Consider the following 23095-nt stretch of genomic DNA (forward strand, 5'->3'; position numbering starts at 1 on the left):
GACCACGTGGTGATCGAGACTGTGCTCATCGCCAACCGGGGGGAGATCGCGCTGCGCGTCGCGCGCACCTGCCGCGAGCTGAACCTGCGCACGGTCGTGGTGCACTCGACGGCGGACCGCGACTCCGCCGTCGTGCGGCTCGCGGACCGGGCCGTCCAAATAGGACCTCCGGCGGCGCGGCGCAGCTACCTGCACGTGCCCGCGATCATGGAGGCGGCGGCGCAGACCGGTGCGGACGCGATCCACCCCGGCTACGGCTTCCTGTCCGAGGACGCGGACTTCGCCGAGGTGTGCGAAGCGCACGGGCTGACGTTCATCGGACCGCCCGCCTCGGTGCTGCGCACGCTGGGGGACAAGGCCACCGCGCGCAAGCTGATGGCCGACGCCGGCCTGCCGCTGCTGCCCGGCAGCACCGAGACCCTGGACAGCGCCGCGGAGGCGAAGGACCTGGCCGACGAGATCGGCTACCCGGTGATCATCAAGGCCGCGGCGGGCGGCGGGGGCCGCGGCATGGCGGTCGTGCGCGAGCCGAGCACGTTCATGGAGCACTACCAGCGCACCCGAGCCGCCGCCCAGGCGGTGTTCGAGGACGGCCGGGTCTACCTCGAGAGGTTCCAGGAGGCCGCGCGGCACGTCGAGGTGCAGGTCCTGTGCGACCAGCACGGCAACGCGATCTGGCTGGGGGAGCGGGACTGCTCGGTGCAGCGCAGGCACCAGAAGCTCATCGAGGAGACACCCGCGCCGGGACTGAGCCCCGAACTCACCGCGCGCATGGGCGAGGCCTCGGTGCGGGGCGCGCTCGCGGCGGGCTTCGTCGGCGCGGGCACGTTCGAGTTCCTGGTCGACCCCGACGGCGAGTTCACCTTCATGGAGGTCAACTGCCGCATCCAGGTCGAGCACCCGGTCACCGAGATGGTGACCGGCATCGACCTCGTGCGCGAGCAGTTGCTGGTGGCGGCGGGCAGGTCGCTCTCCATCACGCAGGACCAGGTGGAACGCCGGGGAGTCGCGATCGAGTGCCGGGTCAACGCCGAGGACCCGTCCCGCGACTTCGCCCCGGCACCGGGCGTGCTGGAGGAGTTCATCCCGCCAGGCGGCCCGTTCACCCGAGTCGACACCCACGGGTTCACCGGCGCGCGGGTGACACCGGACTACGACTCGTTGCTGGCCAAGGTGATCACCTGGGCGGCCGACCGCGACCAGGCCGTCGCCAGGATGGAGCGCGCGCTCGCCGAGTTCCACGTCCGCGGCGCGGGCGTCCACACGACCATCCCGTTCCTCGCGGAGATCCTCGGCCATCCGCTGTTCCGCGACGGGAAGCACACCACATCACTGGTCGAACAGGTGCTGGACATCGAGAGGAAGTGACGAGAGTGGCAGACGCAGTGCTCACCCGTGAGCGGGTGTTCGACCTGATGCAGGGCTACCGCAACACGAGCCTGCTGCGGACGGGCATTCGGCTGGGGGTGTTCACCTCGCTCGCCGAAGGGCCCGCCGAAGCGGGTGAACTGGCCGCCCGCCTGGACATCGACCCGCGCGGCGCGACCATCCTGCTGAACGCGCTCGTCGCGATCGGCCTGCTGGAGCGCAAGGACACCGAGTTCCGCCTCGTCGACGGGGCGGACGAGCTGTTGGCGGGCCCCAGATCGGTCGCCCACCTGGCGACCATCCTCGCCAGCGACTGGGAGTGGGACGCGCTGAAGGTGCTCGACGAGGCGGTCCGGCGCGGCGGCGTGGTGGTCGACGACAACGCCGAGTCGTCCGACTTCGCGTACTGGCAGGACTTCGCGACGTTCGCGACCGCCGCGACCGGCCCGACCGCAGGTCTGGTCGCCGACGAACTGGCGGACTGGTTGGACACCCGGCCGACTCCGACGGCGCTGGACGTCGCATGCGGGCACGGGATGTACGGCTTCACCCTCGCCGCGCGGCAGCCCTCGTTGCGGGTGTGGGGCCTCGACTGGCCGCACGTGGTGCCGATCGCCGCGGAGAACGCCGCGCGGCTCGGCGTGCGCGACCGCGTGGACTTCATCGAGGGCGACATGTTCGAGGTGCCGCTGGGCGGGGCGTACGACGTCGTCTTCGTGACGAACGTGCTGCACCACTTCGCGGAGGACCGGGCGACCGCGTTGCTGGCGCGGGCCGCCAACGTGATCAAACCCGGCGGCAAGCTCGTGGTCGTCGGCTTCACCACGACCGACGAGCCACCGGACGCCGACCCCGCGCCCTACCTGTTCTCGGTGCTGATGCTGGCGTGGACGAAGGGCGGCGAGGTCCACTCCGAACGTGCGTACGACCGGATGCTGACCGAGGCCGGGTTCACCGCCGCCGAGGTCCACCGCCTGCCCGGAGTGCCGATGCGGGTGCTCATCGCCGATCGCGCGTAAGCGCTGGAAGGTCCTGCCATGTACCGAAGTCTGCTCGTCGCCCGGTTCGACCCGAAGGACGCGGACGTCATCGCGAAGGTCTTCGCCGAGTCCGACCGGACCGAGATGCCGCACCTGCTCGGCGCGTCGTCCCGGACCCTGTTCCGCTTCCATGACCTGTACCTGCACCTCATCGAGTCCGCTGTGGACATCGGCGAGAACATCGGGAAGGTGCGCGACCACCCGCTGTTCCAGGACGTGAACACGAAGCTGAGCCCGTACGTCCAGCCGTACTCGCCGGACTGGCGCGGCCCCCGCGACGCGATGGCGACCCCGTTCTACACCTGGGAGGCGAGGTGAAGCTCGACCTGATCGGCAAGCGGGTCGTCGTCACCGGCGGCACCAAGGGCATCGGCAGGCGCGTCGTCACCGGCTTCGCCGAGGCGGGCGCGTCCGTGCTGACCTGCTACCGCGGTGACGAGGCCGCCGCGTCCAGCCTGCTGCTGGAACTGAAGGAGATCGGCGGCGACCACCACGTGGTGCGCGCGGACATGAGCGTCCGAGCGGACGTGGACGACCTCGTGGCGGAGGCGGGCGAACACTTCGGCGGGATCGACGCCCTCGTCAGCAACGCCGCCGTCGTCAGCCACCACCCGGTCGCCGAGCTGACCGACGAGGTGTGGCAGCACACCCTGACCACGAACCTCACCGGCCCGTTCACCCTGGTGCGCAGCGCACTTCCCCTGCTGACCGCGGGTTCGTCGATCACCCTGATCGGCTCACGCGTGGCCCAGGCGGGCATGCCCTCCGCCGCGCACTACGTCGCGTCGAAAGCAGGCCTCAACGGCCTCGTACGCGCGCTGTGCAAGGAGTTGGGACCCGCGGGCATCAGGGCGAACCTCGTGGCGCCCGGCATCATCGAGACCGAGGCGACCGCCGCGCTCCCCGCCGAACGCCGCTGCGCCTACGAGGCCAAGTCGTCCCTCGGCAGGCTCGGCAGCGTCGACGAGATCGCGGGCGCGGTGCTGTTCCTCGCGAGCGACCTCGCCGGCTACATCACCGGCGAGACCCTCAACGTGGACGGCGGCGTCTGATGTTCCGGGTCATGCTGCGCATGCGCGTCGTACCCGGCCGCGAGGACCGCTTCCTGGACATCGTGCGCACCGTCGGCGCCGCGGTCGCGGCCAACCCGTCGAACCGCGGCCAGCGGGTCTTCCGGGACGACACGGGCACCTTCCACGTCCACAGCGACTGGGCCGACGACGAGTCGTTCTGGGCGCACGAACGCAGCACCGAGCACCGCAGGCTGATCGGGGCGATGCGCGAGGTGCGGGAAGACAGCACCATGACGACCATGACGGAGGTGGACGTCTTCGACAACCGAACACCTCACCCCACGTCCCACTCGGAAACGTCGTCGAGCGGAGTCGCCGACTCGTAGTCCTCGACGGTGACGGTGCCCCGCTCATCGGAGTCGTAGTCGACCACGACGCGCCAACGCCCCTCACTCCGGCGGCTGAACACGTGGAACCGACCGAACAGCACCTTGCTCTCCCCACTGGCCCGACCCGCGACCAACCGGTAGACACCACGCTCACTGGCCACCACACCGTCGGTGATCCGCTCGACGAACCGGAACGCGATGACAACGGAGTCACCGCGTTCCGCCAACTCGTCGAACCACTGAGTGGTTTCAAGCGCGTAGTCGGCAAACCCCACCACCCGTTTCACCGGCCCACCGGCACGGATCAACCCAGGTTCGTGCAACGCGAGGAACGCCGCCGCGTCACCCGCCTGGTAAGCGTCCCGGTAGGCCAACCACACGTGCTCGTTCAATTCCCGCAACACAACGCTGTCGGACATGCTCATCTCCAGAGGTCAGTCGGGTCGGCTGTCCAGCACACCCACTACCCCGGAGGACCCCGCCGTGGCGGTCTACGCAGAAACGAACTCCTGGCGAATCACACAACCATGCTCCCGAAGGCCCGCCACAACGTCAACCCGCACAAAGCAGATAGTCCCCGGCCTCAAAGGCCGGGGACTATCTGCTAACCATGGGCGATACTGGGATCGAACCAGTGACCTTTCCGGTGTGAACGGAACGCTCTCCCGCTGAGCTAAACGCCCATCTTCAGTTGTTCCCACTCCCCGCTCTCGCGGTGTGGACGTAGCTTACAACATCAACCCTTGGACCCAAAAATCGGGCTGTCCAACCACGGTTCGTGGATGCCGAACCAGCCGCCGACCAGCGCCAACGCGCCGAGCAGCCAGAGGGTCGCCAGCACGACGAGGCCGGTCGCGGCGAGGACGAGGAGCTTCACGAAGAGCGACTGGCGCTTGAGCCAGTCGACCCACATGTCGTAGTAGCGCTTGGCGAACTTGAGGACCTTGCCCGCCCATTCGAACTCCGTGGCGAGGATGGCCAGGCCTGCGAACACGACCAGCCAGCCGGGGCCGGGGTACGGGATCATCAGGACGCCCGCGACCAGCACGAGTCCGCCGACCACGCCCACACCGATGCGGTAGGCGAGGTTGAGGGCGGGGTTGCGGCGGAACCAGTGCCGCGGACCGTGCGAGTGCTCGTGCCCGTCGCGCTCGGTCCCTGACGTGGTGTCGTCGTGCTGGTCGGTCGTCATCGTCCGATCTTCCCGTCCTCGGTCAGGTCTGCGTCACCTGGCCCGCCGCGAGCACGGCGGAAGGCGTCGGGGGCGCGACCTTGCCCTGTTCCAGCGAGATGGCGAACCCGCTGTGCGCGTACGCGTCCTTGTTCCACGCCAGCATGATGTCCTGCGAGCCCTGGCGTACGTCGAACGTCGCCAGCGCGACCGGACCGTTACCGCTGGTGCCCCACACGACGTAGGTCTGCGCGGCCGTGTCGTTCGCGGGCATCCCCTCGGGGATCACGGCGGCGTCGTCGTCACCCGAGAAGAGGACCGCCATCGGGGTCCCGTCCGGTGTGCGCAGCACCACTTTCCTCGTCGTGGGGTCCGTGGTCAGCCTGAACGTGTGTTCCAGTTGGTCAGTTCGGGACTTCTGCGCCTCGACCTGATCGGACAGGCTGCCGATCTGCGTGCCCACCACCCCCGTGACGACTGCGACGAGGATCACAGCCGCCGCTGCGAGCAGAACGCGCGTCCGCTTGGCCTTGACGTTCCGCCTGGAGTCGAGCGAGATCGGTGCCGCCACTTCCTGGCGGTCCGGCACTTTCACCACGACGGGAGCCGGCTGCTCCTGCGGCGTGTGCTCGATGGCCTCCATGAGGCGGGACCTCAGCCGCGCGGGCGGGTCGAACTGGTCGACCGAACCGCCGATCGCGGCCGTCACGGCTTCGGTGTTCCGCACCGTTCGCCTGCACGTCCCGCACTCCGGCAGGTGGGAGCGCAGCCGCGCCTCCTCGTCCGGTTCGAGGGCGTGCATCGCCCATCCGACGGCCAGTTCCTCCTGGTCGCACCACTCGGTCTTCCGGTCCCCGCTCACCGGTGCGCTCCCTTGGTGTTGTTCGGCGTCGTGAGGTCCGCGGCTCCGCCGGTCTCGGCCGTCCAGACGGCCGAGAGCGATCCCCGGAGCCTGCGGATGGCCGCGAACGTGCGCGACTTCACCGTGCCCAGCGGCACGCCGGTCAACTTCGCCACCTCTATCTGCGTGTACCCGCCCAGGTAGGCCAGGGCGATGACCTGCCGCTGGTCCTCCGGGAGCTTCTTCAGCGCCTCCCTCACCTCGGCCCCGACGACGCTGTTCAGCGCCTCCAGGTCCGATCCCGGCGCGGGCGGCACGTTGCGCTCGGAGAGCTCGTCGGTCAGCGGAACATTCCGCCTGCGCTGCGTGTTCTCCTTGCGGACGGCGTCGACGGCCCGGTGGTGCACCACGGTCATCAGCCACGTCCCGAACCCGCCGCGGCTCGCGTCGAACCGGCTCGGGTTGCGCCACAGCGCGAGGAACGCCTCCTGGACGATGTCCTCGGCCAGGTCGGGGTCGACGCAGATGCGCCTGGCCAGCGAGTACGCCGGCCTCCCGTACCTGTCGTAGAGCTCGCCGAACGCGGCCCGGTCGCCCTGCGTGAGCCGGGTGACGAGTTCGGGGTCCGTAGGTCGGCCATCGCGGCTCCCGACGTCCGGCGACCTGGGGTCGGCGGGCATCGGTTGCGGCGGTGGAGCGGGCGAGTCAGCCACCAGAGAGGTCCTCACGTCCAACATTCGCACAACAGCCGGTACCAGGTTCAGGTTAAACCCAGCAAGATGGGTGGCGCCGACCCCGAGCGGGCACGGAACGGAGCGATCAAGTCGCAGAACGGAGCGCGGATGCCACGATCGGGTGATCCGAACTGGCTCGCCATACGTTTTCCACCACATAGACGTCACAAGATGGGTGCTCGGTCGTTTCCTGGACCGGGAAGGGAGAAAAGGTAACGACGATGCGCAACGATCACGTCACGCTCCGTTCGACAGCGGTCTTCGACCTGCTGGCGCCACGCACCCCGGCCGTTCCGGTGCAGGTTGAACTCCGATACGACACCAAGGACCCGTACGCGGTGGTGGCCGCGTTCCGCACCGGCCGCGCAGGCTGGGTCGAGTGGGTCTACGCCCGAGACCTCCTCGCGGACGGCCTCATCGCCGACGCGGGCGACGGCGACGTCCGCATCAGGCCCGCCGCCGACGACCCGGAAGTGGTGGTGATCGAACTCAGCTCCCCATCGGGCCACGCCATGTTCGAAGCCTCCGCCCAGGAGCTGGCCGACTTCCTCGACCGCACCTACGACGTCGTGGTCCCCGGCAACGAGCACCTGTGGGTCAACGTCGACGAGGCCCTGACCCACCTCATCTCCAACGACCTGACCTGAAAACCCGAGGTCGGGGGCCCGTAACGGCTTTACGGGTACCCCGATTTGATCCTGACGCGGTGTGTGTAATAAAGTTCCCTCAGCACCACGGAAGACCGGAACAACAAGCCCCAAAAGGGCAAAAAGTTCCAGAATTTCGCGGAGCGGTGCGGACGTGGCGCAGCTGGTAGCGCATCACCTTGCCAAGGTGAGGGTCGCGAGTTCGAATCTCGTCGTCCGCTCGGCAGAGGGCCCCTTGGGCTCAGGCCAAAGTCTTGATGCTAGCCTTCAGGACAATGGCGGAGTGGCCGAGTGGCTTAGGCAAGGGCCTGCAAAGCCCTGTACACGGGTTCGATTCCCGTCTCCGCCTCGGACGATTAGCTCAGCGGGAGAGCACTACCTTGACACGGTAGGGGTCACAGGTTCAATCCCTGTATCGTCCACTGGTTATATTTGCAGGTCAGGAAGCCGGTTAGCGATCATCGCTGATCGGCTTTTCTGGCGTGTGGGAGCAAAATGGGAGCAAACGATCAAGACCACATACCCTTGATCACACCGTTTCCGAGTTTTCCGGGTAGAGGTCAGCGTCACCCTGCTCCCACCGCCGCTGCATTCCCTCCAGCAACTGATCGGTCATCGCCTGGGTGACGTGGGAGTAGCGGCCCCGCACCCCGTCCATCCGATGCCCCAGCCGCCGGCACTGCGCGATCTCCGGCACACCGTCCTCGATCATCCACGTCTTGTGCGTGTGCCGTAGATCATGAAAATGCAAACCGGGAAACAGCGGCGCCCACCCACGCCGCCGGTGACCGTCGACCGCGGGCAACCAGACCCGCCGCCGGAAGTTCGTCCGCCGCATCAACCCGCCGTCGACCCCGGTGAACACGTGCTCGTGATCGGTGTCGGCCCGGTGCTCCACCAGCAGCTTGATCAGAAACTCCGGAAGATGCACCGTCCGGACACTCGCGGGCGTCTTCGGCGGCCCGAGTTCCAAGCGCCCGCCGATCTCGTGCAGCGCCCCGGTCCTGGCGTCGACCTTGATCGTCCCGTGGCCCAGGTGCAGGCTCGGCCAGCGCAGCCCGGCCAGTTCACCCCACCGCAGGCCCGTGTACGCCGCCGTGACGATCAGCACCCGCTCGTTGTCACCACACCGCTCACCCAGCCGCACGACCTGCCACGGCCGAGCATGAGGCCGCTCCGGCTGATCCCCGGAGTGGAGCCGCAGTTTGCGACACGGGTTCGCGGTGATGAGGTTCTCCTCCATCGCCTCACCCAACAGTTGCGACAGCAACGTCACCACGTCGGCGACGGTCGGCTCGGCCAACTTCCGCCGCAACGACTTCACCCACGCCTTGACCGCCATCCGACTGATGTCGGCCACCGCGTCATCCCCGAACCGCGGCAGGATGTGATTCCGCAGATGCGACCGGTACTTCGCCCACGTCCCCGGCGACACGTCGTGCGCGTCGGACCAGACTTCCACCCACTCGGCCAACCGAGTCTGCCCGGCCCGCGGGTCCACGAACCGGCCATTGCGCTTCTCCGACTCGATGTCCTTCGCCCGGTTACGCGCGGAGGTGATGTCGTCGAACCCGGTTTCCGTGCCCAGCGACCCGTCGGCCAACCGGTAGCGGACGCGGAACCCCGGCCCGTGCTTCTCGACCCATGCCATTGACTTCTCCCTTGTGTGTCAACCGATCCGGACGGTGTGCTTGCCGAAAACTACGTCCGTGCTGGTCAGACATCCCATGCCGTTTGATGTCAAGTGGTGTGGGGTTGGGCATGGTGTGACCAGGCGGTCGTCTCGTCGTAGAGGGTGTGGGTCTTGAGGCAGCCGTGGAGTATGCCGACTAGGCGGTTGCCGACCTGTCGAAGCGCGGCGTTGTAGCCGGCCTCGCGGGCCCGCTGCTTGCTGTAGTAGGCGCGGGCGCCGGGCGAGGCCTTCAGGGCGGAGAACGCCTGGGTCTGCACCGCGTCGGCGAGCCGGTTGTTGCGGACGAAGCGAGCCTGGACGGTGCGGCTCTTGCCAGAGGCTCGGGTGACTGGGCTGGTGCCAGCGTAGTTCTTGCGTGCTTTGGCACAGGTGTAGCGGGTGGGCCGCCGACGCCTCATGCCCACCAGGTCTGCTCGATGACTGCCAGCGCGGTGTTGATGATCCCGTATACAAGTAGCGTGCCCAGCGCGAACGCCAGAACACGATCAGCTCGACCACCCCTCACCGCCCTGCTCCCTTCGTCGTCGGTCTGCTTTGTATCGACGAGATGGCATGACGGGTCACACGTTTCTCAGTCGCGATGGTGCCGGTTCTTCTTCGGCTGCGGTGGGTGAGATCGGTATGTGGCGCGGTGTCTGTTCTGGTCGTGGCGGCGTGGTTGTCGAGAACTGTCTCAGCGTGGGCTTGCCTGAGGGGTTCGACAACATCAGCGACTGGTCGGTGTTAGCAACGTGACCGCTAGGCCTTCTTGACCTGCGTGGATGACATTTTCGGCAAGTACAGCGTCCCAGGGCGATCACATACGTGGGTTCGGTATGGGTTCATCGGGTGTTTGGTGCTGTAACCGCACGCTACTCCGCAGTCTCTGTACTTACTTGCGCGGTGTGCAGCCGGGCGCGTGTGCAGGCGACGTACAGCTTGCGGTCGGTGTCTTCAGTGTGAGTGAGTCCGCCTTGGAGTCGAGCTTGCTCGAAAGCCGATAGCACCACGCCCACGGTGTCCCACTCGCCGCCCTTGGCCTGATGGGTCGTCAAGCCGGGTATCAGCTTGCCGTGTTGTTCGAGACGAGTTGCGATGAGCGCCAAGCGAGCGGTGTGGTTGCGGTGGGCGGGCCGCAGCACGTGTGGGGAGAACGACGCGATGATCCCTGCCAGTCTGGCGTAAGCGGTCTTGGTGGTTTCATTTTCGGTGTCCAAGAGCATTTCGACGACGTTGTGTAGTTCGTTTTCCAGTCGTATGGCGACGTCCGGGTCACTGATGGATAGCGTCATTAACGAGTCTACGAGGTAGGTGGCGTTCTCGCCGAACGTGGAACGCGTGATGTGGTTGAGGAGGAGGGTTGCAGCTGCTTCCTCCAGTCCTCCTTTGAAGGAGTGGAACGCGAGGGGAAGGATGCTGTGGCTGGCCTGCCAGAGCGGTTTCCACTCGGTCGCGAGGACAACATCGACGTTGCCTACAACTGCATCGGAAGCCGTCAAGTCGAGCGTGACGCCACGGCCCTCCCTCAGATCTCCAGCGAGCTCTCGTTGCATTGGGTCACGCCACCGGAAGGATTCGGTGAGAGCCAGGGTGGTGATGCCGGCCCGAGTTAGAAACGCTGGGATTATGTCAGGGCGTGCACCACGGAACACGTACAGCGCCTGCCATGGATCGCCGACGAGGGTGATGGACAGGCCAGCTTGCGCGGCAAGTTCGATCACAGCGATGTCGAGTTCATTGGCGTCGAACACTTCGTCGACAATCAGTGCTTTCACGCTTTCATTCAGATGATCACGGGCGCGCGCGGCTATCGTCTCGTCTTTCAACGCACCCGCGAGCGCGTCACGCACATCCTGATGAGTGCAGATGCCCTCCGCGAGACGCTTGCGGATCGCCGGCGGCGGCACGTGCGAACCACGTTCTCGAAGCACTACCTTGGTCAGCTTCACCTCCTGGGCGTCGACATTGAGCTTGTAGGTCTCTTTAGTCCACGTGGGCGGCACCAGCGCGTTCCAGCTGTCGATGACCGTGAGTGCGGTGTGCCCATTGGGCCATCGAAGGAGACCAGCGCGGAGAAGATCGTGCAGAAGATCGCACATGATCGTGTCGAGAGTGACGATGCGGTGCGGCCAAGTAAGAGCGGCCGGACCCCAGATGCGTCTCACCCGTTGCTTCAGATTCCATGTGGCGGCTCTGGTGAAGCTGACAGCGATGACTGCTCGGTGGTCGGCCCTGAACTCCGGAGCGAAGCGGAGAACTCCGAAGCGTTGAGCCGCAACGGTTGTCTTGCCAGTGCCGGGACCCGCATCGATGAACAAGCGCCGCTCCAGGCTGCCACTCGCGGCAGTCTGCTCGTCCGTGAGGTTCTTGGGGCGGGCGTCACCAGTCGACGCGCTCGGCGTCATACCGGCTCGTCCTCAGGGGCCCCCGCAGGTTCCTCCTGCACTGCGGGTTCTTCTGTCGCGTAGAGGAACTCGAAGATCTCGGTGAAGTGTTCCGGTACCGCCGCCGTCGGAGAACCTGAATGCCGTTGGTCCGAGAGGTGTCCAGCTAACGCGAGTGCGAACTCTCCCTTCCGTGATGCGGCAGGACCCGCAGGTGTTGCTTCCCTCTTCGTGGTCTTCTTGCGGGCACTGCGAAACAGAAGGTGCACGGCGGCGACGTCGAGCGGGTCAGGTCGATCGATCTCGAGATCCTCAAGTGCGGTAACGATCAAGGCCTCGTTGCCGGTGGTGATGGACGGTTCCAGCGTGGGGTGACTGTGCACGACCTTGACCACGTTGGGATCGTGAGCATCGTCTGTCAGCCACTTCGGGCGGGTCGGCAACTCGTCGAGTGGCTTGTCGCTGTCGCGCAACACCGCCAGTCGACTGCACAGCTCGTGCCCGCGGGTGGCCAAGAGACGTACCGCCCACGAACCGACCTTAGTGCCCATGGGGACGATGCTCAAGGCGTCGACGAACGACTGCTTGTCCACGTCGTCACCAGCCCACACCCAGCCGAACTCGCGGACGAGGGCGGCGTCGGTAACCCCTTCGACCAGCAGCAGCCGTTCGGCGAACAGTGCCGCGGACCGGCTCGCATCGAGGTGGAGTCTCGTCTTGCGCATGACTTCCGCGCGGTCTGGGATGTCGAGTTCGGCGATGCCTCGGCTGACTCGGCGGCCGTCCTGCAAGCGACGCATCACGACAATGTCTTCGGGAGAGCACGAGGTGATGATGTCGGTGGCGTGGCTGGAGAGGATGATCTGCAGCTCGGGACGTTCGCGTGCGATTCGCTGGAGATACCGGGCAAGGGAGTGCTGAAGCTGCGGATGCAGGTGTGCTTCCGGTTCTTCGATCAGAACGGTGACATGCAGCGGACGTGAGGGAAAGAAGGAGTCCTCCTCGCTGTCACGCTCCGCGCGCGCTTGCAGCAACCTCGCTCCCGCATCGGCAGGATCGGCCAGCTCTTCCTCGGAAGTGGCTTCATCAACGGTGGCCGCAGACGCGAGCTGTTGATCTGGAATGGCCGCCAAGGTGACCGCGATGTGCAGCAAGTTGACATATCCCAGCCCGGAGACTTCAAGCGGCCTTGCGTGCTCACGTCCTTCAAGGACCGCGAGCATCAACTCCAGGACCCTGGCGAGGTAGGTGTCGTCGATGACCTGGCTGCGGACATAGGGCCAGTTGCGGGAGACGCCTGCCGACAACGACTGGAGGTGGGCGGCGATCCGCTCCTCCACGGCCTCGATGAGGCTGTCGGCGGTGAGCTGTTCGAGGAGTGCCGACGCGCGGGCGCGCAGCCCGGCCAAGTTGCGTCCGTGACCGGCGTTCTGGCGTTGTGCCCGAAGCAGTTCGACCAGGATGCGCGCTTCCCGGCGCGCTAGTTCGTCGACCGGGTTTCGCCAGGCTGGCAGGTAGACCAGGCGGAACGAGTCCATCATGTCGTGGGCTACCAGCGTTCTGGTAGCTACTCTCCCCAGGTCTCGGCTCAGCTCGCGCGTCCAGACCGCAGCCGTCGTGCCAGGAGCTGCGGTGCCAGCTTGAGCCTGAATGGCCCGACCCAGCGGTCCCTCACGGTGCTCACCGCTTGAGAAGGAGTACTCGATTTCTACCGAACGTTCTCCGTCTCCCAAGACGGCCGCGCTCGGCGCGGGCAGCCGGGGAAATACCTTGGTGTGCGCAAGTTGCAGCGCCTCGGCGACCGTGGTCTTGCCAGCGCTGTTTGCTCCGACCAGCACGGCGAAGCGGCCAGGCAGGCGAACTTCGAGATCGTGCTCTGCGCTGGCGCGGAGTCCTCGGATCATGAGCTTGCTCAAGTGCACGCTTGGAGGTCGAGTCGGAACGATCTGTTGTTACACAGAGCCGTCGTCTATAGGACGCGCTTGCCGACCGCTGTCTCCTCATGTCCAAGCGAGACCCAACATCGCTTCCCCTGGTCTGTGGTGTCGCTCGTCGCAATGAAAGCGTCCGACAGAGCCATTCTGTGCTACTAGTAAAGTCATCGCTGCTGGTCAAGTGGCGTGTCTGTGCTTATGGGTGAGTCTGTGGAGGATGCGGGTGTGGAGCACTCCGCGTGGTTCCACTTGCGGCGATGAACCTGCGGTGCTATCGCGCAAGGCGACGAAGCCACGCCAGGTTCGACAACCGGGACTGATCGGTGATGATTCGATCACAGGCCGAACCGCTCGTCGACGCGAGCGAGCTTGAGCCGCCAGCAGGTCGCCGTGACGTCCTCCACCCACTGCCGACCGATCGGGGTCGGTGTCGCCTGCAGCAGGCGCAGAGACTCGCAGACGCTCGTGCCCAGCAGCGTCACGGCGTCCTCGGTCAGCGCGGTGACGAACCGCAACGCCCAGTCCGGCAGCTCCGCCCAGTCCTGGTCGTAGCCGCTAACGCGGTCTTTGCGGTGGTGGCGCACCGCGCCGGAGTAGTGCATGCACATGTCGTGTCCCAAGCTCTGCAAGTTCTCGTCGAGCCGCCTGTAGTCGTCCTTGTTCCGCCGCAGCCGCAGTCCGCACTCGTGGTCATCGGGTTCGGTGTAGGCCACGAGCGAGATCAACCTGAGCAAGCGGCAGTCATCGTCCATCGCCCGATCATGGCAGCGTTCGGGCGTCATCACCCCGCCCGGCGGCGGGTCGGTACGTTGTCCCGATCCGTGTTTCTTTCCGGCCTGTTTCCCTGCCGTGGAGCCGCTCAAGGTGGTCATGCTCAGGTAGGCCAGTCGAAGCAGCATGGCCGGTCATCATGCCGCGTCAGTCGACGTCGTTGCGGATATTCGGCCGCACGCACGAGCACTTCGCCCATTACATTTCGCACGGCTTCAACCTGCATGGATGGAGTTATCGGCAGGCACAGGGTGCCGCTTAGGGTCGGGACTTCGAAGAAGTCGCAGGCCAGCAGAGCTTCGGCCTGGGAGCGGAGGAAGTCCGTCCAAGTGGTGGAGGCGCGATCGGGTGCCGGGTCGATTCCGGTGTCCTTGAGGATTTGCCACACCGTGGATGCGGCGACCGTGATGCCGAGTACGAGTAGTTCGCCGTGGATGCGGCGGTAGCCCCAGGTGGGGTTCTCCCGTGCCAGGCGGAGCACCAGGAGCCGGATCGAGCGCACGGTCCGCGGTCGTCCAGCGCGCTTGGGGCGAGACTTGGCGGCGTGGCGGCGCGCGAGCATGTCCCGGTGCCAGCGCAGCACCGTTTCAGGGTGTACCGGTGCTGGAGCTGACGAAGCGTTCTCAGCGGGAGCCGGTGCAGCAGCGCCGCGAGGAACGCCCGATCGGCGGGGAAGAACCGCAGTTGAGTTGTGCCCAGTTGGCGTTCCAGGACGGTGATCTGGTGCCGCAGCACCAGGATTTCTACGTCCTTGTTCCGGTCGCTCATGGGAAGCAGGCGCAGTAGGGCGAACGCGTTGGTCACGCTGAGGTAGGCCAGCCGAAGCGGCATGGGCTGGTCGTCATGCCGTGCTCATCGGCAGCAGCGTGATCACGACTGCATCCGCGCATGGGTCTCGGCGGACCCTCTGTCACCTGCATGGATGAGGTTTTCGGCAGGTACAGGGTCCCACTGCGGGTGGCGTCGGCGAGGGCGGTGGTGACATCGACTGCTGTGAATCCGGCTCAGTCGAGAGATTGAGGAAACCTGAGTCGCCGTTAAAGACGGCCCCATCGAATTGGGCGGCGCCGTTAAAAATTGTCTTGTCAAACCAGGCATTGCGGCCAAAATTTGCATTATCGAATAGGGCTGCACCGACGAAGACGGACCCTGTGAACCCGGCGGTACCTTTGAAAGAAGCATCGTTAAACTTGGTGATGCCGTCGAAGTTTGAACCGCCGAACCCGGCGGTACCACTAAAGGTGGCGCGGCCGAATGATACGTCGTTAAACATCGCTCTACCAAACTGCGTGTTTCCCGTAAACGTGGTCTTGTTGAACTCAGCTGTGCTGGAAAAGGTGGAATTGCCGAATTCGGATGTGCCCGTGAAGGTGGCGCCACTGAATCCGGCAGTGCCAGCAAAAGCGGCGCCGGTGAACCAGACGTTAGTGGTGAAGTTGGACTCGTTGAACCCGGCAGTGTTGGCGAAGATAGCCTTGTTAAAACCTGCGTCGCCCGTAAAAGTAACCTTGTTGAACCCGGCGGTGCCTGCGAATTTGGTTCCCGTAAACCAGGCGTTGCTCGCGAACGTGGCCTCGTTGAACCGAGCGATGCCGGTGAATACGGCGCCACCGAACCCAGCAGTGCCCACGAAGGTGGCTCCGGTAAATCCTGCAGAACCGATGTGGCAGCCTCGTAGATCAAATTCGATGAGGGTTGCGCCAGTCAGGTCTAGTCTCTGGATTCCTGGCCAAAAGCGGAGATTCGTCGACTTTCCGGTGCTATCGTCGAGATCGGGGCGCAGGTGGGAGGCGAGGATCCGTTGGGCTGTGAGGCGAACTTCGCGTTCTTGGACGCGTTCGCGTTGCTCGGCTATCATTTTTGTGTGCCGCTCTAGGGTGAGCATATCTACGTCACCTGGACTCGGCAGATTCGCAGGCTCGTAGGGGGGATCATAGGGCATGCGCAGATAGGCGCAAAGTACGTCGATAATGGTCTGTCGCTGAGCCGGATTGTCCTGTGCTAGACGCTCCAGTGCGTACAGAACGCCCAGCCGGACAGGGGCCTTGTCCGAACCCAAATTTTCCACCGACTTGGCGTAGAGCTCAGTTACCCGCCGGTCGGCTGCATCCTTTTCCGCGGCGGCAGTGGTTCGTTCGGCGTGTAGTCGAGAATTCTCAGCGACTTGCTCGGCGTGAACTTGGACGCGATCGCGTTGTGCAAGTTCCGACTCTCTGTTGCGCAACTCGTCGCGCCGGATGTCAAGTTCTAACTCTTGGGTCCGCTGCCGTCGCGCTGCCAGGTATAACGCGAACAGGCCGCCACCGCCGACCGCGATCCCTGATGCGACTTTGACCACATCCAATTGTGCGGACGCCAAGTCTTTACCTTGCAATCGCAACCCGTTGACCCATCGCCACAGAATGATGAATACCAACAGGGACGCGGCGGTAACCCCGAAGGCCACCAGGGGGACGGTCCACTGCGGCAACGCGGTGCGCTTCTCGTGCACTCTAGTTGCTGGGTTGACTGGCTGAGCCACGTCGGAGACGGCCATGTCAGTACAGTCGCCTGGTGTTCACCTAGTGCTACAACCAACTTTGCGTACGCAAGTGATCACTTTGATCTTCGGTTGCCCCGAGATGCAACGTCGAGGCCCCCTCCAGCGATCAAAGACTAGGTCATGGCTGGTGTTAGACAGTCGTCGAAATTCCGCGATCCCAGGTCGAGACTGTGCATGTGATCGTCGAGGCGTTGCTGGGGTAGGTGCTCGGGGCCGATCTCGGTCAGTTGGACGGACTTGCGCAGGTGTTCTGGGGTCCGCCGACGGGTCGACCGCGTTCCGCATGACCTTCCCGCCCTGCCTCAACTGAGCGGACTTCCCGCCGGGATGCGCGCGGCACGTCGTGGCAGGCAAGACAGCCGTGGTCCAGATCGGACTGCCCGACGACTGAGGGAGAGGACAGCACCACCCGCTCCGTCGAGCGGGTCTCCACGAACAACGGATCTTGGGAAAGAGGACGGCATGGGTGGTTTCTACGGGATGGACGTCGACGCGATTCGGGCGTTGGCGACCCAGTTGGGCGCAAAGGCGGACGAGATCGACACGATCGCCTCCACCCTCAGCGCGCAGATCGACTCGGCGAACTGGGCTGGGCCTGACGCAGACATTTTCCGCGGCGACTGGGCGGCCTCGTACCGCACGCAGCTCACCGCGGTGGCGTCAGCTCTGCGGGATGCCGCGACGCGGGCAAACAACAATGCGACCCAGCAGGCGGAGACGTCTGCAGTATGACGGCAGCCCGGCCCACATTCCTCATCGGAGCGCGGCCCGGCCCGGACGGCGGGCCTTCCATTTGCGGTGGATCGCCCGGCCACCCACGGTGACGGTCCCGGTGCTGAGCAGTCCGCCACCGATCGCGAACCCTGTGATAGCCGAAAATGCCGTCCGTGCTGGTCAGGCGACATGGTGGTACTCGTTGAGGATGTCACCCAACCGTTGCCGTTGACGGATGTCCAAGTCGATGATCTGGGCTTGGTCGGTGATCGATGGCGGCAGCGGGTGCAGTGGTCGTGCGTTGGCGATGTCTTGGTGGGGTCGGTGCAAGTTGTAGAACTGCTCGTACTCCCGCAGCGCGTGCAGTAGATGCTCTTGGTTCCAGATCAGAGTGCGGTCGAGGAGTTCGTGGCGGCAGCTCTTGATCCTGTGCCGCTCGAAAAGTCATCGCTGCTGATCAAGCGGCATGTCGACACTCGTTGATGAGTCCGCCGAGGATGCGGGTGCGGAGCACTCCGCGAGTGTCGGGGTCGTGTACCGCGGCGGGGTGTCACTGGTCGGCGGGTGGCAATCTGGTCACCAACGACTTCCGCGCGCTGCTGGACGGCGGAATCGGCAACGCAGATCCAGCGGTGTCGGCGCGAGTACGAAGAATCAGGTCGTAGCGTCAACGGTCTGTGCCCTCACCACGTCGAGCAACGCCAGCGCCTCGGCGTCACGGGATCCCGGCGGCGCACTGTTGCCGGTCTTGCCGCGTTCGGGCTTGTCCGGCCGGATGCGGTCCGGTTCGCCGGGTGGGTGTTTGACCTCGACGGAGTCGATCAGAACGCGGCGACGGGGTTGCCGTGGTGCGACCACGAGCGCGAGCGGGTCAGGTCATCAACTCGGTCATGCCGTGAGTCACGCCCTTGTAGGTCTGCGGCACCGGGTACATCGGGACGCCGGTCCGGCGTTTTATGTGTTGCCGGACCGGTTCGCCGGACCATTCGTCGTAGGAGATGTTCGTGACGCGCAGTAGGCCTGTGTCTGCGGTGATGTGGTCCTCGATCACGTCGTAGTCGATGACCTCACCGTGCGCACCGCCTACGACGACGAGATCATCGCCGTCGCCACGCTCGTCGGCGCGAAGCTCGGCCGCCGCGACGCCGACGACCAGCCCGCCCCGACCGAAGCCCCCAGTCAGCATCGGCGCGGAGGCCTAGCGCGCATCCACCAGGTGCTCGACTCGGACCGATACACTCGCGTGGATCCAGGAGGTCGATGTGCGGCTGGGCGCGCTGAGTGATGTCGTCACCGCCGCCCTTGCCAGCCAGCGGGCTCGATCACGACGAGCACCACCATCGTCATGCTCACCAATCACCACGTCGGCGCTGCTCATGGTTCGCGTTGAATGAACTGCCGCACCTGTGGCTGCATCGTGGCGGTGGAACGCGCGTTACTTTCGGCAGCCGACCAGTAGGCGCAGCCTCACCGCAGGGAAGGAGACAGTGCTGGTGCGGCACGAGTTCGCCGCGGCTACATGGACGATTATGGCGTCGACTGCCAACCCCTCGCGCGGACCACTGGATCGACCCACTGCTCCAATCGGGTGACATCACGATGATCGTTTTCACGCCGGAGTTGTTGTCGTGCTCTTGGATGTGACACCGGCACGGTGCCGGTGAGCGGGTCGAGATCAGGTGGTCGTGTGGAGACGATGTTGTGGGTGGTAACACCCCAAGTGCTGGCGCTGCTAGGGCTGGCGACCCGGTTGTGCTGGCGGACAATACGGGAGCGGGGTCGTCAGAAAACCCTGCGGGAACTCGCGGGTAGCCTCACCAACGGCACCGGCGGTGCGGTGGAGATCGACGACGTGGACAGGGACGGTAGCCGCTTGCGGGTGCGGGTGGTCGTGACCGGCGCCCCGCGGCGTGGACAACGCCGATGAGCGGACCGGGACAGGATGACCACAGGCGACCTACCCGGTTTTCCGCACCGGCCCCGGACGCCACCCTCAACGTCGCGGGAACGACCGGTGAGTGGGACGCGCAGTTTGCCGTGTTCTACCGGGAGTGGACGAAACCGCTGGTGGCGTTTCTGATCATGCAGGGTGCGGATGTGGCGCTGGCGGCCGACGTGGTCCAGGAAACCATGGCCGTGCTCTACCGGCGGTGGCAGGAGGTCGACCATCCCCGTGCTTGGGCGTTCCGCACCGCATCCCAACGGCTGGTGAGGGCGGTGAGCACGGTGCGGGAGATCCCCACCAACGAGCTGCCGCCGCTGTCCTCGCCGCTACTGCGTGCCAGACCGACGGATATCGAACGCTGGGAACAGCAATACGACGTGGTCGACTTAATCGCGCGATTACCACCCCGACAGCGCCAGGTGATGGCTTGGTCCCTGTACGGGCACACCCCCGCAGAGATCGCCGACCAGCTCGGTCTGTCGGGCGACGCCGTGCGAGCCAACCTTTACCGGGCCCGCATCACTCTCAAAACATGGCTCTCGCGAGGGGAGGGAGACCGGTGAGCGAGCACATCGACGACCCGGAGTTTGACCGACGCCTCGCCGAGGATCTTATTGCTCTGAACGCGGATCTGGATCAGGTGCTGGATCTGGACGCGGGCTTAGTCGACGCAACCCTGCCCGGCCGCGCACGGATCTACGCCGAGGACTTGGACCGGGTGTTGGACCTAGACGCGGGCCTGGCCGCCATCCTGCCCACCAACCCGGCGCCGGATACGACGGCTCGACACGACCCAGATTCCGAACCGGTCATCTCGCACACGCGCGAGGAGGCCGCGCTGCTTCGCTTCGCCCGCACTCTTGCCTCAATGCCTGCGGTCGACCGGCTCCACGCCCGCCTCTGGCTGCCCCGAACGGCGCTCTACACGATCCGACTGCTCGTCCGCATCGGCCGTTCGACTCGGGAGGATCTGCGTGTCCGCGCTGTCGACCTCGTCCGACTCCTTGCCCACGACGTCGCCTTCGACGACGGCGACGCCCTTGCCGACGCCCTCGACCACGCCCACGGCCTTGCACGCGGCCTCAAACTCGCCCTTGCCCGCGTCCACACCCACTTCCGTGACCTCGCGGTCGACCTCGACCGCGACCTCTCCCTCGCCCTCGACCGCGCCCGCGTCCACACCCGCGACCTTGACCTCGACCTCGCTCTCGCCCTTGACCTTGTTCGCGACCACGACCGCGACCGGGTCCACGACCTCGCTCGCGCCCTCAAAGGCGCCCGTGTCCACACCCGAGACCTAGCAGTCGATCTTGACCGCGTCCTTGACCTCGATTACGCCCTTGACCTCGCCCTCGACCTTGACCATCCCCCTGACAAATTTTCCGAGCACTCGGTATCGCAGAAGAAGTTCGAGTTTGTCCGTGCCGTAGAGGTGGATCGGGCAGCTACAGACCTGCGAGAGGAGGATCTTCTGGAGGCGGTCGGGATCATGGATCGGGTGGTGTCGGACGTGGTGGGAGCCGATCTAGGGAATGCCGATCTGACCGGTATCCCGTTGGGAGGCGTTCGGTGGTCCAGCACGACACGATGGCCACCCACCTGGCAGGACTTGGTGTACCTCAACTCGGTGCAGATCGGCCACGACCTGTGGGAGATCAACCAAGGAGGCGTCGACACGGACCACCTCATCACGATGACCTGACCGCATACCGACAACGGCATCGGCTCGACCGGTCGCCGCGATCACCAGACCGGCACACGGCGACGTTGTGCTTGCCGAAAACTACGTTCGTGCTGGTCAGGCGACATGGTGATATTCGTTGAGGATGCCGCCCAGTCGTTGTCGTCGGCGGACGTTCAAGTCAACGAGTTGGGCTTTGTTGGTGATCGGTGGTGGCAGCGCGTGTAGCGGCCGGTTGTTGGTAATGCCTTGATGAGGCCTGTGGGTGTTGTAGAACTGTTCGTACTCGCGCAGGGCGGGAGTAGATGCTGGTGGTTCCAGATGAGTGTGCGGTCGAGGAGTTCGCGGCGGCAGCCCTGGATCCAGCGTTTCTTGATCGCGTTCATCCGCGGGATCCGGACACCACTGGGGACAACCTGGATGCCCGCATCGGCGAGAATGGCGTCGAACAGGCTGGGAACTTTCCGTCGCGATCACGGCGCAGGAACCGCACGGAGCTTCCTGCGCCGTCGAGGTCCATGACGAGGTTCTTCGCGGCTTGGGTGACCCAGGCTGCGGTTGGGTGGGCGGTGACGCCTAGGACGCGGATGCGGCGGCTGGTGTGTTTGATGACCGCGAGTACGTACAGGCGTGTGCCGTTCAGGGTGAAGGTCTCAAAGAAGTCGCAGGCGAACAGAGCACTGGCTTGGGAGCGGAGGAAGGCTGACCAGGTGGTCAAGGTGCGGTTGTCTGCTGGGTCGATTCCGGCGTCGGTGAGGATCTGCCAGACGGTGGAGGCGGCGATCTTGATCTCGAGTACGAGTAGTTCGCCGTGGATGCGGCGGTAGCCCCAGGTGGGGCTTTCCCGTGCCAGACGCAGCACCAGGAGCCGGATCGAGCGCACCGTCCGTGGACGACCTGGGCGGTTGAGTCGGGATGTGGCGGCATGGCGACGCGCGAGGAGATTCCGATGCCAGCGCAGCACCGTTTCCGGGCGCATCAGCAGGTGAAACCGTCGAAGCACTTCCGTTGGGAGTCGGTGTAGCAGTGCCGCGAGCAATACCCGATCGGCGGGGGGAGAACCGCGGCCGCGCCTTGTCCAGTCGGCGTTCCAGGACCGTGATCTGGTGTCGCAGCACCAGGATCTCTATGTCCTTGTTCCGGTTGTTCACGGGCAGCAGGCGTAGTAGAGCGAACGCGTTGGTCACGCTGAGGTAGGCCAGCCGAATCAGCATGAGGTTTTCGGCAACCACAGGGTCGACGGCGGTCCTGGACCGCGACTGGAACGACCACTACATGTGGGTGGAGACCCGCCACAAAGGATGGTTGGCGTTCGAGGTTTATCTCACGCCAGCTGCAGTCGACGTCGTGGAGGTCGAACTGGTGGACGCTGAGGAACTGCTCGCGTAGGGACCACCGTCCAACTTGTACTCATACACCTATTGTTCCCCCGCGTTCGGGCCGGTGCCGAGGTTCGACGCCCTGGGGCGTGTATGAGCTGCAGCAGCTCGTCCGAGGCTGACCAACGTGGTGACCAGGCTGACGAAGATCGAGCAGCAGGTACCCGCCGGTGTCTTGGCTCGTCTTCAGAAAGCCAACCGCGCCGAGGCCATCCGACGCGGCGAAGCCGCCCGCGACGTGTCACGAGCTCGCACAGAAGCGGAGAGTAGACAGTTTCGTCAGGGACTTGTCCTGCGCATCGCGCAGTGTGCGGATGCGCTGCCCGGACGTCTGCCCATTCGGAGCTGCAGCCGCGTGGGGTTGAGCCCGTCGCGCACGGGCAGCGGACGCGGCGGCACGCCGGTCACGGTAGCGGCGCACGGTGGCGCCGCGGGGGGCTGGCACCTGTCAGCACGCTTCTCGCTGCTTGCTCTCCTGCTCCGAACGCGGCCGAGCATCGCATCGTGTTCGAACCACCGAGCCAAAGGCTCTCGTGGTGATCAGCAGCCACGCGGAGAAAGGCTTGGTGACGAACTGGCCATCTCGGCGGTGCGCTACTGCTTGTTACATCACCTCCTCCGAGTGCGATGTTCCGACTATGACCAAGAGCCGTGTGGCAGTAGTCGTGACTTGCCTGGCAGTGGCAGCACTGGGGGTGTGGCTGGCAGTGGCGACCTGGGATCAGGCGAACAAGACGGCGGTTATCGCATCGGCACTGGCCGCAGTCGCCGCCGTGGGAGTTGCTGTGTGGGCGGGTTTCCGTTCCGGTGGTAGTAGGTCCGGCCTCGTTGCAAGGAACACCGGCAACGCGACAGCAGGGCCCGGTGGTC

General features: G+C 65.3%; 24 protein-coding genes, 4 tRNA genes and 1 pseudogene. 14 read left to right on the forward strand and 15 right to left on the reverse strand.

The genetic code is table 11. From position 1 onward, the window contains the following. The first annotated feature begins 9 nt into the window (after positions 1-9). Genes accC through NZH93_RS45405 form a run of 5 tightly spaced genes read left to right on the forward strand, consistent with a single transcriptional unit; the run spans position 10 to position 3807 of the window. Positions 10-1368, forward strand: coding sequence for an acetyl-CoA carboxylase biotin carboxylase subunit (accC, locus tag NZH93_RS45385; RefSeq protein ID WP_259629567.1), 1359 nt, complete (start codon positions 10-12; stop codon positions 1366-1368). Between the two features lie 5 nt (positions 1369-1373). Further along, a complete protein-coding gene (locus tag NZH93_RS45390; protein WP_259629568.1) occupies positions 1374-2387 on the forward strand; it encodes a class I SAM-dependent methyltransferase in 1014 nt (337 codons plus the stop codon). An 18-nt stretch (positions 2388-2405) separates the two neighbouring features. Next, positions 2406-2726, forward strand: a complete 321-nt coding sequence (locus NZH93_RS45395; protein WP_259629569.1) for a TcmI family type II polyketide cyclase — start codon at positions 2406-2408, stop codon at positions 2724-2726. Continuing rightward, complete coding sequence (locus NZH93_RS45400) at positions 2723-3460, forward strand: SDR family NAD(P)-dependent oxidoreductase (protein WP_259629570.1); 738 nt, start codon at positions 2723-2725, stop codon at positions 3458-3460. Before NZH93_RS45395 ends, NZH93_RS45400 begins: the two co-directional genes overlap by 4 nt. 11 nt (positions 3461-3471) lie before the next feature. Continuing rightward, positions 3472-3807 (forward strand): antibiotic biosynthesis monooxygenase family protein, encoded by a 336-nt coding sequence (locus NZH93_RS45405; RefSeq protein WP_259629571.1) that lies wholly within the window; start codon positions 3472-3474, stop codon positions 3805-3807. Here the strand turns inward: NZH93_RS45405 and NZH93_RS45410 are convergent. The 5 genes from NZH93_RS45410 to NZH93_RS45430 form a co-directional block, all read right to left on the reverse strand. After that, positions 3756-4229 carry a YybH family protein gene (locus tag NZH93_RS45410; RefSeq protein ID WP_259629572.1) on the reverse strand — a complete coding sequence of 158 codons (474 nt, stop codon included), beginning with the start codon at positions 4227-4229 and terminating at the stop codon, positions 3756-3758. The genes NZH93_RS45405 and NZH93_RS45410 overlap by 52 nt on opposite strands. Positions 4230-4421: 192 nt before the next feature. After that, positions 4422-4493: transfer RNA gene (locus NZH93_RS45415), tRNA-Val, on the reverse strand. 53 nt (positions 4494-4546) lie between these two features. Further along, positions 4547-5002 carry a TIGR02611 family protein gene (locus tag NZH93_RS45420; RefSeq protein WP_259629573.1) on the reverse strand — a complete coding sequence of 152 codons (456 nt, stop codon included), beginning with the start codon at positions 5000-5002 and terminating at the stop codon, positions 4547-4549. A gap of 22 nt (positions 5003-5024) precedes the next feature. Next, entirely contained in the window at positions 5025-5843 is an 819-nt protein-coding gene (locus NZH93_RS45425) for an anti-sigma factor (RefSeq protein ID WP_259629574.1), read from the reverse strand. Then, a complete protein-coding gene (locus NZH93_RS45430) occupies positions 5840-6535 on the reverse strand; it encodes an RNA polymerase sigma factor (protein ID WP_259629575.1) in 696 nt (231 codons plus the stop codon). Before NZH93_RS45430 ends, NZH93_RS45425 begins: the two co-directional genes overlap by 4 nt. Before the next feature lie 242 nt (positions 6536-6777). Between NZH93_RS45430 and NZH93_RS45435 the strand changes: the two genes are divergently transcribed. From NZH93_RS45435 to NZH93_RS45450, 4 genes are all read left to right on the forward strand, one after another. After that, on the forward strand, positions 6778-7203 hold the full coding sequence (locus tag NZH93_RS45435; protein ID WP_106189084.1) for an SsgA family sporulation/cell division regulator: 426 nt from the start codon (positions 6778-6780) through the stop codon (positions 7201-7203). Between the two features lie 148 nt (positions 7204-7351). Continuing rightward, a tRNA-Gly gene (locus NZH93_RS45440) sits at positions 7352-7424 on the forward strand. 56 nt (positions 7425-7480) lie between these two features. Further along, positions 7481-7552, forward strand: a tRNA-Cys gene (locus tag NZH93_RS45445). 1 nt (position 7553) lies between these two features. Then, positions 7554-7625, forward strand: a tRNA-Val gene (locus NZH93_RS45450). 107 nt (positions 7626-7732) lie between these two features. Here the strand turns inward: NZH93_RS45450 and NZH93_RS45455 are convergent. The 6 genes and pseudogenes from NZH93_RS45455 to NZH93_RS45480 all read right to left on the reverse strand — a co-directional run bounded on the left by NZH93_RS45455 (position 7733) and on the right by NZH93_RS45480 (position 14547). Then, on the reverse strand, positions 7733-8854 hold the full coding sequence (locus NZH93_RS45455; protein ID WP_259629576.1) for a tyrosine-type recombinase/integrase: 1122 nt from the start codon (positions 8852-8854) through the stop codon (positions 7733-7735). Between the two features lie 89 nt (positions 8855-8943). Then, positions 8944-9279, reverse strand: a pseudogene (locus tag NZH93_RS45460) (transposase); the annotation flags it as partial. Between the two features lie 468 nt (positions 9280-9747). Further along, positions 9748-11280 (reverse strand): UvrD-helicase domain-containing protein, encoded by a 1533-nt coding sequence (locus NZH93_RS45465; RefSeq protein WP_259629577.1) that lies wholly within the window; start codon positions 11278-11280, stop codon positions 9748-9750. After that, positions 11277-13175 carry an ATP-dependent nuclease gene (locus NZH93_RS45470; protein WP_259629578.1) on the reverse strand — a complete coding sequence of 633 codons (1899 nt, stop codon included), beginning with the start codon at positions 13173-13175 and terminating at the stop codon, positions 11277-11279. The genes NZH93_RS45465 and NZH93_RS45470 overlap by 4 nt, the downstream gene beginning before the upstream one ends. A gap of 353 nt (positions 13176-13528) precedes the next feature. Beyond that, the gene (locus NZH93_RS45475; protein WP_259629579.1) at positions 13529-14092 is read right to left on the reverse strand and encodes a hypothetical protein; all 564 of its coding nucleotides are present in this window, start codon (positions 14090-14092) and stop codon (positions 13529-13531) included. Next, positions 14068-14547 carry a hypothetical protein gene (locus NZH93_RS45480; protein WP_259629580.1) on the reverse strand — a complete coding sequence of 160 codons (480 nt, stop codon included), beginning with the start codon at positions 14545-14547 and terminating at the stop codon, positions 14068-14070. Before NZH93_RS45480 ends, NZH93_RS45475 begins: the two co-directional genes overlap by 25 nt. A gap of 17 nt (positions 14548-14564) precedes the next feature. On the opposite strand from NZH93_RS45480, the gene NZH93_RS45485 reads away from it, so the two are divergent. Beyond that, positions 14565-14750 (forward strand): hypothetical protein, encoded by a 186-nt coding sequence (locus NZH93_RS45485; RefSeq protein ID WP_259629581.1) that lies wholly within the window; start codon positions 14565-14567, stop codon positions 14748-14750. Between the two features lie 124 nt (positions 14751-14874). On the opposite strand, the gene NZH93_RS45490 is transcribed toward NZH93_RS45485, so the two are convergent. After that, positions 14875-16500: a pentapeptide repeat-containing protein gene (locus tag NZH93_RS45490; RefSeq protein ID WP_259629582.1), complete on the reverse strand. Its 1626-nt coding sequence runs from the start codon at positions 16498-16500 to the stop codon at positions 14875-14877. A 468-nt stretch (positions 16501-16968) separates the two neighbouring features. Between NZH93_RS45490 and NZH93_RS45495 the strand changes: the two genes are divergently transcribed. Continuing rightward, positions 16969-17238, forward strand: a complete 270-nt coding sequence (locus NZH93_RS45495) for a hypothetical protein (RefSeq protein WP_259629583.1) — start codon at positions 16969-16971, stop codon at positions 17236-17238. A gap of 636 nt (positions 17239-17874) precedes the next feature. On the opposite strand, the gene NZH93_RS45500 is transcribed toward NZH93_RS45495, so the two are convergent. Together NZH93_RS45500 and NZH93_RS45505 are read right to left on the reverse strand one after the other, a co-directional pair. Beyond that, a complete protein-coding gene (locus NZH93_RS45500; protein ID WP_259629584.1) occupies positions 17875-18078 on the reverse strand; it encodes a hypothetical protein in 204 nt (67 codons plus the stop codon). 13 nt (positions 18079-18091) lie between these two features. Then, on the reverse strand, positions 18092-18406 hold the full coding sequence (locus NZH93_RS45505; RefSeq protein ID WP_259629585.1) for a hypothetical protein: 315 nt from the start codon (positions 18404-18406) through the stop codon (positions 18092-18094). Between the two features lie 737 nt (positions 18407-19143). Between NZH93_RS45505 and NZH93_RS45510 the strand changes: the two genes are divergently transcribed. Next, on the forward strand, positions 19144-19728 hold the full coding sequence (locus tag NZH93_RS45510) for an RNA polymerase sigma factor (protein WP_259629586.1): 585 nt from the start codon (positions 19144-19146) through the stop codon (positions 19726-19728). Further along, entirely contained in the window at positions 19725-20867 is a 1143-nt protein-coding gene (locus NZH93_RS45515) for a hypothetical protein (protein ID WP_259629587.1), read from the forward strand. The genes NZH93_RS45510 and NZH93_RS45515 overlap by 4 nt, the downstream gene beginning before the upstream one ends. A gap of 361 nt (positions 20868-21228) precedes the next feature. On the opposite strand, the gene NZH93_RS45520 is transcribed toward NZH93_RS45515, so the two are convergent. Further along, positions 21229-21825 (reverse strand): helix-turn-helix domain-containing protein, encoded by a 597-nt coding sequence (locus NZH93_RS45520; RefSeq protein ID WP_259629588.1) that lies wholly within the window; start codon positions 21823-21825, stop codon positions 21229-21231. A 233-nt stretch (positions 21826-22058) separates the two neighbouring features. Here NZH93_RS45520 and NZH93_RS45525 point away from each other — a divergent pair, with 233 nt between their 5' ends. After that, positions 22059-22235, forward strand: a complete 177-nt coding sequence (locus NZH93_RS45525) for a hypothetical protein (protein ID WP_259629589.1) — start codon at positions 22059-22061, stop codon at positions 22233-22235. Positions 22236-23095: the final 860 nt, after the last annotated feature.

Origin of the sequence: Umezawaea endophytica, assembly GCF_025061645.1 — a bacterium.
Lineage (GTDB): Bacteria > Actinomycetota > Actinomycetes > Mycobacteriales > Pseudonocardiaceae > Umezawaea > Umezawaea endophytica.